Annotated in this window: 10 protein-coding genes; all 10 read right to left on the bottom strand. The window is 57.7% G+C overall.

Going from position 1 to position 16935, the window contains the following annotated elements:
- Positions 1 to 42: 42 nt before the first annotated feature.
- The 10 genes from AB6809_RS34670 to AB6809_RS34715 all read right to left on the bottom strand — a co-directional run bounded on the left by AB6809_RS34670 (position 43) and on the right by AB6809_RS34715 (position 16719).
- Positions 43 to 840, bottom strand: a complete 798-nt coding sequence (locus tag AB6809_RS34670) for a DUF6708 domain-containing protein (protein ID WP_371028378.1) — start codon at positions 838 to 840, stop codon at positions 43 to 45.
- Positions 841 to 1088: 248 nt separating this feature from the next.
- Positions 1089 to 1808: a hypothetical protein gene (locus AB6809_RS34675; RefSeq protein WP_371028379.1), complete on the bottom strand. Its 720-nt coding sequence runs from the start codon at positions 1806 to 1808 to the stop codon at positions 1089 to 1091.
- An 88-nt stretch (positions 1809 to 1896) separates the two neighbouring features.
- Positions 1897 to 3309 carry a hypothetical protein gene (locus AB6809_RS34680; RefSeq protein WP_371028380.1) on the bottom strand — a complete coding sequence of 471 codons (1413 nt, stop codon included), beginning with the start codon at positions 3307 to 3309 and terminating at the stop codon, positions 1897 to 1899.
- Complete coding sequence (locus AB6809_RS34685) at positions 3309 to 5993, bottom strand: type VI secretion system Vgr family protein (RefSeq protein WP_371028381.1); 2685 nt, start codon at positions 5991 to 5993, stop codon at positions 3309 to 3311. The genes AB6809_RS34680 and AB6809_RS34685 overlap by 1 nt, the downstream gene beginning before the upstream one ends.
- 253 nt (positions 5994 to 6246) lie before the next feature.
- A complete protein-coding gene (locus AB6809_RS34690) occupies positions 6247 to 6534 on the bottom strand; it encodes a PAAR domain-containing protein (protein WP_192700584.1) in 288 nt (95 codons plus the stop codon).
- 16 nt (positions 6535 to 6550) lie between these two features.
- Positions 6551 to 6700, bottom strand: coding sequence for a hypothetical protein (locus tag AB6809_RS34695; RefSeq protein WP_192700585.1), 150 nt, complete (start codon positions 6698 to 6700; stop codon positions 6551 to 6553).
- A 301-nt stretch (positions 6701 to 7001) separates the two neighbouring features.
- The gene (locus AB6809_RS34700; protein ID WP_371028382.1) at positions 7002 to 7652 is read right to left on the bottom strand and encodes a hypothetical protein; all 651 of its coding nucleotides are present in this window, start codon (positions 7650 to 7652) and stop codon (positions 7002 to 7004) included.
- Between the two features lie 113 nt (positions 7653 to 7765).
- Positions 7766 to 8188, bottom strand: coding sequence for a hypothetical protein (locus tag AB6809_RS34705; protein WP_371028383.1), 423 nt, complete (start codon positions 8186 to 8188; stop codon positions 7766 to 7768).
- A gap of 725 nt (positions 8189 to 8913) precedes the next feature.
- Positions 8914 to 13611 (bottom strand): RHS repeat-associated core domain-containing protein, encoded by a 4698-nt coding sequence (locus AB6809_RS34710; RefSeq protein ID WP_371028384.1) that lies wholly within the window; start codon positions 13609 to 13611, stop codon positions 8914 to 8916.
- A 45-nt stretch (positions 13612 to 13656) separates the two neighbouring features.
- Complete coding sequence (locus tag AB6809_RS34715) at positions 13657 to 16719, bottom strand: type VI secretion system Vgr family protein (RefSeq protein ID WP_371028385.1); 3063 nt, start codon at positions 16717 to 16719, stop codon at positions 13657 to 13659.
- Positions 16720 to 16935 lie beyond the last annotated feature (216 nt).

Here is a 16935-nt window from a genome sequence, read left to right on the forward strand (position 1 = left end):
AAACTGGCTCGCCGCTCAACAGGGACGAGCCGCGTAAATCTCTCAGCTATGGGATTCGCGAAACAGGGGCAACGTCACAATGCGAAAAAAAGCAGGTGTCCGCAGTCCGAAACTGTACATGGAGAAGAGGAACGATTCGCGCAGCGTTTCGTGCTCGGTATGGAACAGCATTGGTTTCGGCAATTGGCTCGGCCCGTCGTTCATGTACGTGCACCAATAGTTCCATTGCGCCAATGCCATCTCAACTTGCGCTTCGCCCGTCCACTCTCGACCGATCGAAAACGCCCGAACCACGTTACCGTCGTCGTCAATGGCGTAGTGGCGGATATGAAACACGGTGCCAAACGGCGTGTCCTCGCTATGCAGGCAGAATATTGAACCCCTTGTCCAAGGCGCCTCCCATACGATGTCGCCATCGCCTGGACCGGCGAAATACCGGCGCTTACGGATCGAATAAAGCGTTTTTTTCTGACGGTGAAAACGCACCGGTCGATAACGCAGACCGAAGAAAAAGCGTCGGAGGACTTTGAATGCAATATGAGCAAAGACAGCGGAAACGCAAAGCGCAAAAAAATTGCCGAAGATGCCGCCTGCGTCTGGATAACGGATTTGCGTGAGCCAATACACATAGGGGCCGATGCCCACGCAGACAAATGCGAGAGTGCCGCCAGTGATATACCACTGCTTCTCGAGAAACGACGGTTCGACCGCGTCCATAAAAGTCGAGTTGACGCGGAACGTCGAACCGAAGTCCTGAATCTTTGGGCCCACCGGTCGGTCGATTGGCAGCCGATGCGCCATATCCCACGCGGGCACAGGCTTACCGATACATTTCTTCATTAAACTCCCTCCCGACTATCGACCGGCGGCTGAAAACCGGCTCATCAAAGTTCTGCGAGATATTTATTCGGGCGCTATGTTCCGTTGCATCAGAAATTCCCATCTGTCATTCATGAGCACGGGAAAGCCGTACTACGGCGCTGGAGGTCTTCGCAGGATGCAGCACGGCCGTATCCGACGAGTTCAGTGACGAGCGAGCTAGCGCCGCTAAGGAGCTCGTCCGGTGATCGAAGGTTCCAACTATTCTTCTAATCGGCCACTAACACAGGCTTGTGGTGTTCCCTCTCCAGCTTTCTAGGTAAGCTGACCATCACGAGATAGATCCGGACGAGCAGACCAACAAACCAAAGAGACACTGGCATACCCAACACCGCCAGGGCTAGCAACACACCGCTCGCGCCGAAGTTTGACGACAGTAGCCGACCCAGTATCAGATAGAACGGCGCGATACCGAAGACAATGTAAGAATAGATTTTCGGAAACGGCGAGCGCTCTTTATTGAGCCGCTCGAACAGTGCCATTCCGGCTTGGTTTCGATAACGAAACTCTGATGCGCTCTCTTCAAAGGCCCGTTTGACGAAAGAGGTCTTCGTGATCGTATGCATCGCCGTTTGCCTCGACACGATCACCCAGTACAGCGTCAACGCGATCCCACCCAGCAGTCCCGGCCAACGCAGAACGGATGACATCGGTGCAAACACGAAATAGTAGAAGTAGGCAAATATGCCGAAGAAGAAATATGTGGCAAATATCGCAATCGATAGTATCAGTCCGCATACCCAAAGCAGGTTCGAACGGCGGTACATCATCGAGATGACGAATGGCAGGAAGAGGCAAACCAGCGTAACCAGTAGTCCGATTTTCCATGGCCATCCAGATACGGCAAGATCGTCCGCATATGCCGCGTACGAAATACCTGTGCCCAGCAAGGGAAGCAACAGGCTCATCGGCGCCACTTTCTTCGTCATCTCCCAAACCGAGTCTTTCGGTCCCGCCTGGGGCTTCGTTATCGATTGTGCTCGTGGCATCTAGGTTCGCTTTCAGGTGGATGCCATATCACGGCATGTACATCATCGGGTACGCATCGTAATCTTTTGGCATGGACTTTTCCAAGTATTCGGCCGCGTGCTTCATCGACTCGCCGATGGAGCGAAACCATGAAGTGACATGCTCCGTCGCGTGCGTTTTCTTGTCGACCCAGTCGAGCCCGTAACCCACTGCGATCGCCACGACAATGGTCCCCACCACGATTGCGGCGACCGGCAGGGCCACAGTGCCCGCCAATCCGGCCACGATGGCACCGACCACGACGGAGGCAATGGCGGCACTTAAGCCTGCCTTGGCGAGATCGATGCCTATCTTGCCCAGCAAATCCGCAAAGTCCTTCTTTCTCTTTCCGTCCGGACCGATCTCCTCGTAATCGTGCAGCCATTCAGCCGTATCGAGAGTGACGGTAAAAATCAACGCAATCAAACCGGCCTTCTTGAATGCACCCTTGGATCCTTCCCAGGCAGCCGCCGCGCCCGACTCTGCCGTGCCGGCGCCGCCAGCAATCGTCAGCACCTTTTCGTTCTTCACGCCGTACCGCGCGGCCGTCACCAACTTGCGCAGTCTCGGGTTGCCGGTGAAAACGACATACATCCTTTCTCCCACGTTCTTGTGAACGACTTTCGTCAGCCTGAACTTCTCTCCCCAAAGCTCCTGAATCCACTGCTTGTTGTCGTTCAGAAACGCCGTCGCACCAGCCAGTTGCCCAATGAGCCAGTTACGTGTCGCAATCTTGTTGGTGTCGATGGCCGTTTCTTCGGCGCCGCCCGCGGCCAGCGCATCCACGACTTCCTTGGGAATGGAGTTCTTGTCGACTTCGAAGATATGCGCTTCCTGCATCGGCTCAACCGTGGTACCAGGCGCCAACTTGATCGGCAACGGGCACGACCAGAGCCGATCCGCGCGCAGCGGATCGAACGGCGGCGCAGGGCGCAGATACTCGGGAACGGCCGCTTGCGGGTACGCGATCAGTGGCGAGATGTTCGTCGGCTTCGGCGGCGTTGAAGCGCTGGGCGGATGCGAGTCGTGATTGGTACCGATCGCAATGATGATCGGCTCGGGCTTGGCTTTCGGTGAAGGGTCGGTGTTCGTCAAACCGAACATCCGCATCGAATAGTTCTGATACACCTTGCCATTCTGTTTGAGTGTCAGATGCCCCTTGAAATCCCTGCTGAGCCAAATATGGTAGCGTTGCCCGTCCTGAAACTGTCCCTGCTTAACGCGCTTCTTCTTGGCCACGTCGTAGATCCAGTCCTCGGATGCTTCAACGGTGTAGGTTGCGCCTTTCTTCACCTGGATATCGAATATCACGTCGCGGTGCTTGCGGAGCAGAACCGTGATATCGGTCTCGGCCCAGCATTCGACCGGCTCACCCGGTAAATCGATGCATACGGTATGTTGGATCAAGGGACGGTCGCCCATTATTGTTCTCCGCTTCGCTTGATTTGGTCTGCAACAAATTTGCCGAAATCGATGCCCTTCAGTTCGCCCTTGCCCTCGCCATCGAGAACGACGTTATGCAACGCGCCATCCTCCGATGCGAGCTTGATCGGCTCACCTTCGGGCACATTGCCCTCCGCGTCCATGTAGCGGATCCGCATGTCCGCTTTCTTGCCTTCCGCGTTGTAGGTTCGATCAAGGCTCGTGGGGCCGGCAAAGGAATGTTGGCTGCCTTTGATGTCGATCTTTCCCGGCGCATGAATCTCGATGTTGCCGCCGGAAATGCGCACGTACGCTCCCCCCGACGTGAGAAGGATTTCCTGCTTGGCAGCCACATCGATCCTCTCCGTCGCGGAAAGCAGTTTCAGCGTCTTCTGAGCGGTGATTTCAAGGTTATTGCTCTGCGCCTGAATTTCTACTTTGCCCTTCGCCGCAAACAGTTTCATGCCCGCGTTCTGAACAAACAGGCTGATTTTCTCGCCGACGCTTGCCAGCAGTGATTTGCCTGTCGCAATATGCGTGCTCTGGCCGCTGACCAGGTTTATGTGCTCCGTCGCCGCGATGTGAGTCGATTTCTGCGTCGACATCGCGATGCCCGCGGGCGTCGCGAACAGCATGATCGGCTCCTTGAATGCATTGGCGCTGCCCGTGCCACCGCCTGCTGTATTGCCACCACTGCCTGCAGCGCCTGTGACGCTGTTCTGCGTCGCGTCGGTGAAGGATTTCAACGAGTCATAGCCATCTTTCAGGCTTTCCGCCTGATGGGTTTCACTCGCCTGGCTTAGCGCTTCAATCACGCTTTCCGAATTGACGAGCTGGCTATTTGCTTCGCGGACGTCCAGAGGCTGGCTTGATGTCCCGGTCGCTGGGTGCGTCGATACATACAGACCTTGCCCTGCCCGGACCGCGCCATACGCATCCGACTTCAGATCGAAGCCGCTGCCGAGATACGCACCGCGCGAGTTACCGGTTTGCGCAATCAGATAGCCCAGATGCAGTTGGGAATTTGCACTCGTGCTGTAGAGCTGCACGCGGTTCTGGCCGGTGGCATCGTCCATCACCATCTGGTTGTAGCCGCTGCCCTGATATTCCTTCGACTTATAGCCGGACAGGATGCCGTTCGAATGCCAGTCGGGCGTCTTCGCACCGTTATAGACGCGCCCGGTGATGATCGGCCTGTCACAGTCGCCATCGAGGAACGACACAATGACTTCTTCGCCGATGCGCGGTACGTGGACCGCGCCATAGCCGCCGCCCGTGTCCGACTGAACCACCCGCATCCAGCATGAGGCGTTCTCATCGCCTGCGTTCAGCCGGTCCCAGTGCATCTGCACCTTGACCCGGTTTAACGAATCCGTGAAGACCTCTTCATTCTGCGGCCCGACCACGGTCGCAGTCTGCATGTGCATCCCGGGCTTCTGATGCTCAAGGGGACTGCGAAACGGGATGGCCTTGCGCTGTGCTTCGACCATCGCCATGAAGAAGCCTTCGCTGCCGTCTGCCGCCTTGACGAGCAGCGCGGGATCGTTCGCGTGCTGTGCCCGCGCTGCGGCGATCGTCTGTTTCAGGCTGTGCGGGAAGTCCGTCGTGCCATTTGAGACAGGCAGGTTGTTCTCGATGACCCATTGGACATTGATCACGGCAAACTGCCGGTCCTGCTGACTGCCCGTGTCGTGCTCCGGGTGGTTGTGCAGCTCGAACCAGCGGCCTGCGTCGATTCGGCGTACCGCGCCTACGCCGTGGAAACGCTTCGCGCGCGACTCCCACTCTTCCATCCTCACCTTCGAGAGGTGATCGCCGCGGTCCTGCTGTCCGTACGTATACGCGCCGGTGTACTCATACACCTCGGCCTGCTGGGGCAGGTCGCCCTGCGTGGTCAAGGTCGGGACCGTCGTGCCCTTCGGGTTCGCGGCGGAAGACGGTGCCTTGTAGTCGAAGGTGCGCGTGGTGAGCGTCGTGCTTTGCAGCGTGCGCGTACCGCTCCACTGTACGAACGCATCGGTTTCGCTGTTTGTGCCCGAGCGGTAGAAGTCGACGGTTTGCGGCGACAGCGGTGGCAGGCTGCCGCTATCGTCGGTAATGACCAGCGTGTGCGATTTGCCGTCGGCGGCCTGTTCAAAATAGCCGAACAGCCCTTCCGTTTCCATCAGCCGGTGACAGAAATTCCAGTCATCCTCATATTGGACGCAGAAAGAGCGCTGCGGCAAAGGATTGCGCAACGCAAAACGGAATGCACCCTGCGCCTGCGGATGCATATTGAATACATCCGTGAGAATTTCATCGGCCGGTTTGTCCTGCCAGATCCGCGCATCTTTCCTGAAACGCAGAAAATGCATCCATGACACAAAGCCGATCTGATAACTGGTTATCGCGCTGTCCGAGCCCAGGCGACGGGCTGTGTGGACATAACCGTGGTGCGGGGCGTACGACCGATCGGTTTGCTGGATCCAGAGCGTGACCGGCTGGGCGATCAGCGTTTTAAGCTCGATATTGTCGCTGGTTGAAACCGCGTCCAGCGTGAATTCAAAATCGCGGCCGAGCCCGGAATGCCCCACCAGCCTTTGGGGCAGAAGGACATTGGTGCCCAATGGCGTGTCCAGTCCGAGTAGACGGTCGTTTTGCAACAAGCCGCCTTTAATCGCCGCGATAATGTCCTGCGCGCCCATACCGCCTCTTGTTTATGCAATTTTGCGCCCCCGCGCTACCGCGCGATAATACAAAACATTACGCTCCCGTCGCAATCACCTATTCAAAAACAAATGTTAAATCGGGATTTGTTTCCCTCCGATCTGTCGAAAATATGGATTCGGTAAAAAGAACATGGCCGCTCGCAAATGCTGCCGCAACGATACTTCCTGGCTTTTGTGGAATCTCTCGCTCTTCCCGGGTTAAGCCAACGACAGAAGAATAAGTCTTTGGTCAGGCATCTACAGACATCATCTGTTGCGAGGACACCAATCGCGGCGGCGGATGGCAGCCGCAAATGCATAAATCGTCACTTAAAGCGGCATGCCTTCCGTCTGGCGCGGTCATGACCTGACGTGGTCCGTCGCACTGGATCTTTCCCGTTGTATTGCAAGCGGGGCACGCGACCGGATCACCTTCATGAGCGACGTCCTTATCGCTCAATTGAATGGTGGTTGGCACGGCTTGAACGACGCCGTTAACTGTCGTTTTGTCGCCGTTCAGAATCAGATATCGTTTCATGGTGCGCGTGTTGTCGTTACTCGGTATAAGCAATGGTGAGCGTGACCATCATCGACCGTGTGTCGGCACGAACCGATGTCGTCCCCCAGTTGAAGACGAACGAATCGACGCCTTGTGAAGTCGCAACGCGTGTCGTTTCCGGCTCCTTCATGATCAGTTTTGCCAAGGTCTTTTTTTCGCGGACCAGGTCGTCATCAGTCGCCGACCAGTCCTGTTGCGAATGCTTCCGTCATTCCGAAGGCAATCGATCGCCGCGAATCTTCCTTCGTAAAAATGTGCCGACACCGCGAACGAGTGCCGCCAAATAATTATCTCGTCGGTGCTGAAGGATTCCCAGCCATTGCGAGCGTCCAGCGCTTTCGAGCCGGCCCCGGTGACATCCGCCACTGTTGTGCGGTCCGGCGCGAGCACTAGCCCTGTGCCCACATCCAGCTCGCCAGTTGATAAATTGAAGATGCCCGACATCATTAACTCCCAAATTTCAATACATTGCCGCCGACAAGGCTATTCTTATCCTGATCCGAAACGAAGTATTGCGTACCTCCGCCTTTACCAAGATTCGAATTGGCCGCTGCCTTGCCTTTGGCGACATAAATGTCTTTGGTCAGCAAAAAGGCGCGGAGTTGAGACCTCATCATTCGACCCTTCGGCCAGTTTCCGGAGTGTGCGACCTGAGTCAGACCGTTGTACTCCCGCGCTGAAACCGCGGCTGTTCGACACGGTGCGAGCGTACCGTAAGCGTTCCCCAGTTGCCGACAAACGTATCCGCGTTGATCGTAGAAGACACACAAGGCTGCCGTGCTTCCGCACGCGATGAATTTCGATAGCATCTTCTTTTCCTTCACAACGTCGTCTTCAGTCGTCGAATAGTTGGCTTCCCTGGCGACGCCGTCTACGCATATGAAGTCGACCATTGCGAGCTCTTCTTGCAATAGCCAGCCGTCACGCCAAACGTCTTCCCCTGGACCTTCACGCCCGTGATGCCATAGTTTTCCCATCCCGCCGTACTTCGCGAGTTCCGTTGCCCCGGTCAACGGCAGGTCGTCAGGCGACGGCCTGCCGTGAAAGAGACTCGTAAAGGCATCAATGGTCAGCGTGCCCGTGGAAAAATCAAACATGGCCGTCTACTAGCGACTGCCGCCGTCGACGTATGCTGCATCGAGGAATCATTCGACGCGTTCCTAGATACCGACGATCACATCGTCTTAGACCGAACTCGCTGAATATTTATCTACGGCCGCGTATGTCTGATCGTAATGCTTGAGTCCCCTGAACGCTGATCGTACGAAGCACTCACAATGCCCCAGGCAAAGCGCTGTCCGTTGGCAATTCCTTGCTGTGTGAGAAGATCCACAAGAGATTGCAACCGCGTCTGTTCCTCGGCTTCTCCCCAACTCCCCAAACCTGTCGTCGGGCTTGAGTCGGCGACATACAATGAAATGGAATCAAGGATACCGGACTGAAAGTACAACGTAGATATGTACTTATGGTCGCCGCATATTGACTCTATCTTGTACGTCACGAAAGGTCCATTCTCCAGCACCTTCGTGTGAGGCTGATACATGGCGGCGGCCAGGAATTCTTGCAATGTCAGCGTCGACGGAATGACACTTTGACCGACCGTCAGGGTACCGTTCGTTGTATCAATGCTCATCGTTTAGTCAAACCGGCCGGGCTTGCATGCGGAACTCCGCTGTCCCATCTAGCATAGGCGACGTCTTTGTCACTCAATCGAAGTTGGCTCGCTTGGACGACCCCATTAGCCGTCGTCTTGTCGCGCCGTTCAAATCAGATACCGTTTGAATGTGTCTCCGAGGTCTACCGCAACCGTTCCAATCCAGCCTGACGACCTGCGATGCAGCCGGGCCATCACTCGGAACCACGCGTCGAGCGCGGCGCTCGTCGAGTCGCACGAAGACGTCAGACCGCTGTTCATCGCGTCGACATCCACCTACCGACTTTCTGTGACTTGCACCAGAGCGCCGTCTGCCTCTCGCACTTCGAGACGAACGTCTCTTCCGGGCGCCGCAGCCAGAAATGCGACTGAGCCGTTAGCTTCGATCACGTCATAAAACATGACACGCTCGGCCCCGATTTGTGCGGGAATTCTCGCCCTCAATGACCCGTCTGCATTGACGATATAAGCCCGATTCGCCGAAGGGTCGTATGGCCCTTCAACGACTGCGATACCGCTAGCGTCACCAAGAAGTCGTCCACTCACGCCCGCCTGATTGTGAATGGCGTGTTGAACGCCCCCGGACTGCCACGTAAGGCCGACAGGCGCCAATTCCGCAACGCTCAATCGCTGAGGATTGTTGACCTTGTCGTAACCGGGGTAGCGGTCGACGATCCGAACGTCTGAGATTTTTCCCAAGGTACTCATTCAATAGGTCTCGGCGCTCCGATCGGAACCAACTTGGCCCGATCAGAGTAGTTTAGGATCTGTACCTGACTTCCTCCCCCCGGATACAACGCGCAACCGTATTCTTGAGGACCAACCGTACCGTGCTGTAGTTGCACGCCTTCAGGAATATGGAAAGTCTGGACGTGAGACACGTCTGGCTTAAACTGGGGCGTGACAGCCAGATCATTGCGCACGTAATCGACGCTGGTGATGTTATCCGTTGTCGCCCATCCCCCCGGACGTGTCTGGCCCGGAGCCATCGCCATCTGGACCGTCAGCCCCCCTGTCGGGGCAGGCGCCGACATCAGCGGCGTATTTGGCATCCATGGTTCCGCATTGGTAGGAGCGGGCAGCGCAAGTATGTTGACACCAGCCCAACCTAATGGATCAACCCAGCCAATGGCGTTCGGCGCATACTGATAGAGATTGAGGCCACCGGCCAGCCCGATCGGATCCTTGCTAACGAACCGCCCTGAATCGGTGTCGTAGTAACGATGCCGATTATAGACAAGCCCTGTTTCGCCGTCTGCCTGCTGGCCTTGAAAACGGATCGGATTCTGCGGCGCAGTTCCAGTCGCACTGGAGGCGCGGGCGATCACCTCTTTTGCTTCGCCCCAAGCCTTGTACGATGCTTCCCAGGCTACATCGCCCAGTTCATCGGTGAGCAAAAGCGGCGTGCCAATCTGGTCGCAGTGATAGAAAAACAGGTGTACATCCGAAACAGGCGCCGGGATGCGTTGCAATGGATCGTCTTCAGGTGCATACCTTTCATGCGCCCCAGACACCGGTGTTGGTGTTCCAGATACCGGCTCCCCAGCATACTGGGCAAGCGGGACATACGACCCGGCCTCGTAAACAAAATGCGTGCTGCGCTTTACACTGCTTTCGTACGCGAGAGTATTGCCGCTCCATCCAAACACAGTCCGTTCGCCGTCCACCTCTCGCGCGATTCTTCGACCAAACGCATCGTAGAAGTAACGTGCTTCGACACTTTGATCGAGCTTCTCCGTGCGTGCTCGCGTCAGGCGGTTAAACCCATCCCATTCAAAGCTCTGTTTCCGTCCGGGGGAACGCTTTTCCGTCAGATTTCCGCGTTCGTCGTAGTTGAAATGAGTCCCTGCATATTCCTTGAGAAGATTTCCCAGCACCTTGGGCGCCCTTGCCGGCAAGGTGCTTTCCGGTCGAGCGGCGCTCAAGGTGGAATGGGGCTGAGCCCTTTCTGGTGTACCTGCGTCAAGCAAATTGCTCGCAGGGTCGAACGAGAACAGTTCCGTGCCACCCGGGCCAATCGATTCGACCAACCGGCCGAGCGGGTCATAGCGATAATCCGTCAGGCCCTTACGGCTATCCTCAATGTGTGAGAGCTGGCCGGCCGCATCGTAACGGTACATGCGCGCAGCAAGCGGCGCGGGCGCGTTGCCGCGCTGGATGGTTTGCCGCAGTATCCGTCCCGCCGAGTCGTAGTCCGTGCGCTGAACAATCTTGCTGGGCAGAATGCGCTTTACTTCGCGGTGAAGATCATCACGTTCAATCTGAAGACATTCCTCACCATCGAGCGCCATGCCGTGGACGTGGCCCGAGCCGTAGGTCAGCCAGTCGATCGCGTGACCATCCGGTCGCACCGTTCGAACGCGTACGCCCAGCTCGTCGTACGTGTGGTGCCACACGTAGCTACGCTGCACATCGAACAGGTTGTAGGCATGATGCTCGCGCACCAGGTTGCCCGCCGCGTCGAAGAAATGCTGTATGCGACTATAGGCGTTCTGGGCATCGATCAACCGCCCCATTGCGTCGTAAGCGAACCGTTCCGCAACTTCATCACTGGCGCGGCTCGTCAGGCGGCCACCTCTATCGAAATCCAGATGCGTTTTCTGTCCGCCTTCCTCGATCGCGCACAACCGACCGCTTTCCGCGTCATACTCGTAGCGAGTGAGCATCCCGTCGAAACCGATCGATTCGAGCAGGCGGCCGGTCGGATCGTACTTAAACTGGTACGTCGCGCGGTTCTGATCGGTCAGCCGAACCAGACGGCCCTGCCGGTCGTAGCCATAGCTCAGAGAATGGCCCATCGGATCGATACGGCTGGCGATCCGCCCAGCGCCGTCGTAGTTGTACTGAGTGGTGCGCGCCAACGGATCGGTTCTCGTCAACAAGCGCCCCTCGGCGTCGAACTGAATGCGTTCGATGCCGGCCGCACTCTCGATTTCCTGAGGAAAACCATTCGATCCATAGCGGTAGGTCGTGGTGCCACCCGCCGCATCTTTTACGGTTTTCAGGCGCCCATCGAGGTAGTACTCCCAGGCCGTCGTTTTGCCTGAACAGTCTGTGTACGACGTCATCTGTCCGGCTTCGTTGTAAGCGATGACCTTGGCGCCGCCCTTGGCATCCGTTACCTGGACAGGCAAGCCCTGGGCGTTGTAGCTGTATTTCGTGGAATGGCCTAGCGGATCCGTTTCCTCCACCACATTGCCAGCATCGTCATAAACACGCTTCCAGGCATGCCCCTCGGGGTCGACGATCTGAACCATGTGGTCCTTTTCGTCGTAGACCATTTCGATCGTGCTGCCGTCCGCGCGCGCATGTCGGGTCAATCGACCACGAGCGTCGTAGGTCATGCGCTCGCTAGTGCCGTCCGGATAGACGTGCTGGACAAGGTTGTGATTGATGTCGCGATACATCCACTCCTCGCGACCATCGGGATAAACGATACGGAACGTATAACCGTGCAGATCGTAGTAGTGCTGCGTAACATTGCCCGTTGCGTCCGTCACGCTCACCTTCCGGAAATCCGGATGCCAGGCCAGGCGCGTGTCATGACTGCCGTCGTCTGCGTACTCGCGGACGCATTTGGCCTTTGGATCGGCACCGCTCCATTCGAGATTCATTCCTCGTCCGGTCCGATCCGTGTAGCGCGTAATCAGGTGGTGGCGATAAGCATACTCACGCCGGTTGCCGAAGCGATCCATTGCGCCAACCAGGTCACCATCGGCGCTGTAGGCGTACTCAGCGAGCGTACCGACTCGTTTGCCCTCCACGTCGTGATGAGCGACCTCGATGATTCGGTCATGGGCGTCGTATCGAAACGCCACGACGGCTTGCGCCGTAATCAGCCGGTGCAGACGGTGCGCCTCGTCATAGTCAAGCGTGACCTGGTTTCCCGACTTGTCGCGATAGAACGCAAGACGGAAAGCATCGTTTCGCTTTTCGTATACTTCGAGCAGCACATGGCCGCGCGCAAGCGTCAGCCATTGCTCATCGAGACGGAGGAGAGTGAACCCCTCGGACGCATCGTCGTGCTCATCGCCAGGTGCAAGAAGAGGGTAGTCGAGGCTTCGTCCGGTGGCGTCGTGATACACCAGTTTGTCGGGACGTATATCCAGCCGCGTGGTGTACGCGGTGATCCAGCGTGCGCCCAGTTCTCCTCGCTCGTCGTTCGCGTCGAAGAACGAGCGGTAAGTTCTTGTCCAATCGATCGCCATCGCGCCGGGGAGGACGAAGTCTTGATGATTCAGCCGCTCGTCACCCAGCGCAAAGCCCACCGAGTGAGCGGTCCGAGTAGGTGGGGAGGGTCTTGGACAATGAACCTTGCCGTCGTTGGGGCCGGGATGCTTCGCATCCTCCGTATGCCGCAATGTCTCCTTCTGTCCCTCCCCCTCCTGACGATGCACTTTCGTCGTGCCACGCTCTTTAATGCCGGTCGAATGTAAGCGCTGACGCGCCAGGATGTCACGCTTCTTTTCGATTGCGACCTGAATGAGGTTGATCAGCCAGCCGATCTTGCCAGCATCCGTTCCGCCGAGTGCCAGGATTCGCTCCTTGACCGTTGGCACCATCGCCCGCAACGCAGCCGCCATCTCACGTAGCGGTTTCTGATATGAGACGTCTAGCGCCTTCGCCACGTACGTGCCGGTGTTGATCAGCCCCTTCGCCTCGATCTTGACGAAGTCGACAATCAGATGGCCGAGACCGCTGGCGGTTTTACGGGCATCATGAGCCGCAAATGCGGCGGCGGCCTGATCCAGGTGGTGGCCAGCCGCACGCACATTTCCCGCTGCGCTGAGCGGCTCGTCACCGGCCGCCTGAGCGAACAGACGAGCGAAGCCCAACATGAACTTCTCGATGTACTCCGCACAGGTCTTGAGCAGGCTGTCGAGTTCCTTTTTGACACCGTCCACAAAGCTTTGTATCCGGCCGGCGAACTGTTCGCTCAGGCTGTCGATCACCGCTTGCAACAGTGCAGTCTGCATGACCTGCAACGACGCCTCGCCGATTGCTTTGCCGCTCTCGACGATCTTTTGTCGAACCAGCTTCATCACTGGCCGCGCGCCCATGCGGAATTCCGCAGTCCCAGGCGGAATCGGGATGATGCCGATCAGGTCGAGACCGAGGTTCATCCAGTCGAACACATCGGGATCTTTCCGTTGCTGGCTGTGCTCGACCATGTCCTTGATATCGAGCACAAGATCCACGGCCGCCATGATGTTTGCTACGACGGGCAAGGCGTTGGCCACCATCTGGATGCGCTCGATGGTGATGAAATCATCGCTGATGCTGCGCAGCCAGCGATCGCAGGCCTTGATGCCAGCGCTCACATCGACGGTTTCTATCTGCAGCAACGGACCGACGAATACCTCTGTCGGTTTGGGAAGAAGGACACCGGAAGACTCGGCCATAGCGGTTTTTTCTGGGAAGATGATGTTTCGCGTCTGACGCGAGCTTCAGAGAGAGGTCAATGCAGGTATGGACGCGCGCGCGGTTTGCGCCAGTGTGCTGATTTGCTTCGCCGCAGCTCCCAGTTGGCTCGCCTTCGACAAGGCGGCGCTGGCTTGCCCCGGAAGGGCTTGCGAAAGCGCGCCTTGAGCGAAGCCGACTGCCTGACCGCTTAGCGCCTGCGTCAGCCCGCCGCTGCCTTGCGCCGCCTGTCCTGCCACACTCGCGAGCTGCGTTGCGCCGGAAAGCGCTTTACCGGCGCCGCCGATGTCGGACGGCAACAACGCACCAAGCTGCGAGAGTGCCGATGTTGCGACGCCGCTTGACTGAGGCGGCTGTGCAGGCCATGTCGTGGTCTTGAATACGCTGGACGGGTCGTACTGGTTGCGCGGATCTTCGCCAAACTGGACCTGTGCAACACCGGGCGGCAAGCCGCTCACGATCGTGTGGCCGCTCCCGTCCAGCGCGCCTTTACGCAGAATTGTGCCGTTGGCATCCAGCACCGAGAACGCTCCGCCCTTGAATGCCTCGCTGTTCGCATACTGGTGCAGCAACTCGAGTTGCCCCGGTTGATCGGGACGCGCGGCCGGCAGCGGATAGCCCTGACTGGTCGGACCGTTGAAGCTGTGCTGCGCGCCTTTGACATCGACCTTGCCCGGCGCATGGATGTCGATGTTTCCGCCTCTAATCCGGATGTACGCACCGCCGCTCGTCAACAGAATTTCCTGGTCAGCGGCCGCTTCTATTTTTTCTGTTGCGGAGAGCAGCCTGAAGGTCTTCTGCGCTGTGAGTTCGACGTTGTCCGACTGCGCTTTGATCTCAACTTTGCCTTTGGCAGCGAACAGTTTCATGCCCGCGTTCTGAACAAACAGGCTGATTTTCTCGCCGACGCTTGCCAGCAGTGATTTGCCTGTCGCAATATGCGTGCTCTGGCCGCTGACCAGGTTTATGTGCTCCGTCGCCGCGATGTGAGTCGATTTCTGCGTCGACATCGCGATGCCCGCGGGCGTCGCGAACAGCATGATCGGCTCCTTGAATGCATTGGCGCTGCCCGTGCCACCGCCTGCTGTATTGCCACCACTGCCTGCAGCGCCTGTGACGCTGTTCTGCGTCGCGTCGGTGAAGGATTTCAACGAGTCATAGCCATCTTTCAGGCTTTCCGCCTGATGGGTTTCACTCGCCTGGCTTAGCGCTTCAATCACGCTTTCCGAATTGACGAGCTGGCTATTTGCTTCGCGGACGTCCAGAGGCTGGCTTGATGTCCCGGTCGCTGGGTGCGTCGATACATACAGACCTTGCCCTGCCCGGACCGCGCCATACGCATCCGACTTCAGATCGAAGCCGCTGCCGAGATACGCACCGCGCGAGTTACCGGTTTGCGCAATCAGATAGCCCAGATGCAGTTGGGAATTTGCACTCGTGCTGTAGAGCTGCACGCGGTTCTGGCCGGTGGCATCGTCCATCACCATCTGGTTGTAGCCGCTGCCCTGATATTCCTTCGACTTATAGCCGGACAGGATGCCGTTCGAATGCCAGTCGGGCGTCTTCGCACCGTTATAGACGCGCCCGGTGATGATCGGCCTGTCACAGTCGCCATCGAGGAACGACACAATGACTTCTTCGCCGATGCGCGGTACGTGGACCGCGCCATAGCCGCCGCCCGTGTCCGACTGAACCACCCGCATCCAGCATGAGGCGTTCTCATCGCCTGCGTTCAGCCGGTCCCAGTGCATCTGCACCTTGACCCGGTTTAACGAATCCGTGAAGACCTCTTCATTCTGCGGCCCGACCACGGTCGCAGTCTGCATGTGCATCCCGGGCTTCTGATGCTCAAGGGGACTGCGAAACGGGATGGCCTTGCGCTGTGCTTCGACCATCGCCATGAAGAAGCCTTCGCTGCCGTCTGCCGCCTTGACGAGCAGCGCGGGATCGTTCGCGTGCTGTGCCCGCGCTGCGGCGATCGTCTGTTTCAGGCTGTGCGGGAAGTCCGTCGTGCCATTTGAGACAGGCAGGTTGTTCTCGATGACCCATTGGACATTGATCACGGCAAACTGCCGGTCCTGCTGACTGCCCGTGTCGTGCTCCGGGTGGTTGTGCAGCTCGAACCAGCGGCCTGCGTCGATTCGGCGTACCGCGCCTACGCCGTGGAAACGCTTCGCGCGCGACTCCCACTCTTCCATCCTCACCTTCGAGAGGTGATCGCCGCGGTCCTGCTGTCCGTACGTATACGCGCCGGTGTACTCATACACCTCGGCCTGCTGGGGCAGGTCGCCCTGCGTGGTCAAGGTCGGGACCGTCGTGCCCTTCGGGTTCGCGGCGGAAGACGGTGCCTTGTAGTCGAAGGTGCGCGTGGTGAGCGTCGTGCTTTGCAGCGTGCGCGTACCGCTCCACTGTACGAACGCATCGGTTTCGCTGTTTGTGCCCGAGCGGTAGAAGTCGACGGTTTGCGGCGACAGCGGTGGCAGGCTGCCGCTATCGTCGGTAATGACCAGCGTGTGCGATTTGCCGTCGGCGGCCTGTTCAAAATAGCCGAACAGCCCTTCCGTTTCCATCAGCCGGTGACAGAAATTCCAGTCATCCTCATATTGGACGCAGAAAGAGCGCTGCGGCAAAGGATTGCGCAACGCAAAACGGAATGCACCCTGCGCCTGCGGATGCATATTGAATACATCCGTGAGAATTTCATCGGCCGGTTTGTCCTGCCAGATCCGCGCATCTTTCCTGAAACGCAGAAAATGCATCCATGACACAAAGCCGATCTGATAACTGGTTATCGCGCTGTCCGAGCCCAGGCGACGGGCTGTGTGGACATAACCGTGGTGCGGGGCGTACGACCGATCGGTTTGCTGGATCCAGAGCGTGACCGGCTGGGCGATCAGCGTTTTAAGCTCGATATTGTCGCTGGTTGAAACCGCGTCCAGCGTGAATTCAAAATCGCGGCCGAGCCCGGAATGCCCCACCAGCCTTTGGGGCAGAAGGACATTGGTGCCCAATGGCGTGTCCAGTCCGAGTAGACGGTCGTTTTGCAACAAGCCGCCTTTAATCGCCGCGATAATGTCCTGCGCGCCCATACCGCCTCTTGTTTATGCAATTTTGCGCCCCCGCGCTACCGCGCGATAATACAAAACATTACGCTCCCGTCGCAATCACCTATTCAAAAACAAATGTTAAATCGGGATTTGTTTCCAGTTCCCTTTGGCCGGCTTCACATCGGTATTAATGACATGCGTCGCGTCGCGTTTTCTGCTGATTCGCAAGTGTCTTTGAGCAACGCACGGTGGGTGGCT

This window comes from Paraburkholderia sp. RCC_158 (assembly GCF_041355255.1).
Classification (GTDB): domain Bacteria; phylum Pseudomonadota; class Gammaproteobacteria; order Burkholderiales; family Burkholderiaceae; genus Paraburkholderia; species Paraburkholderia graminis.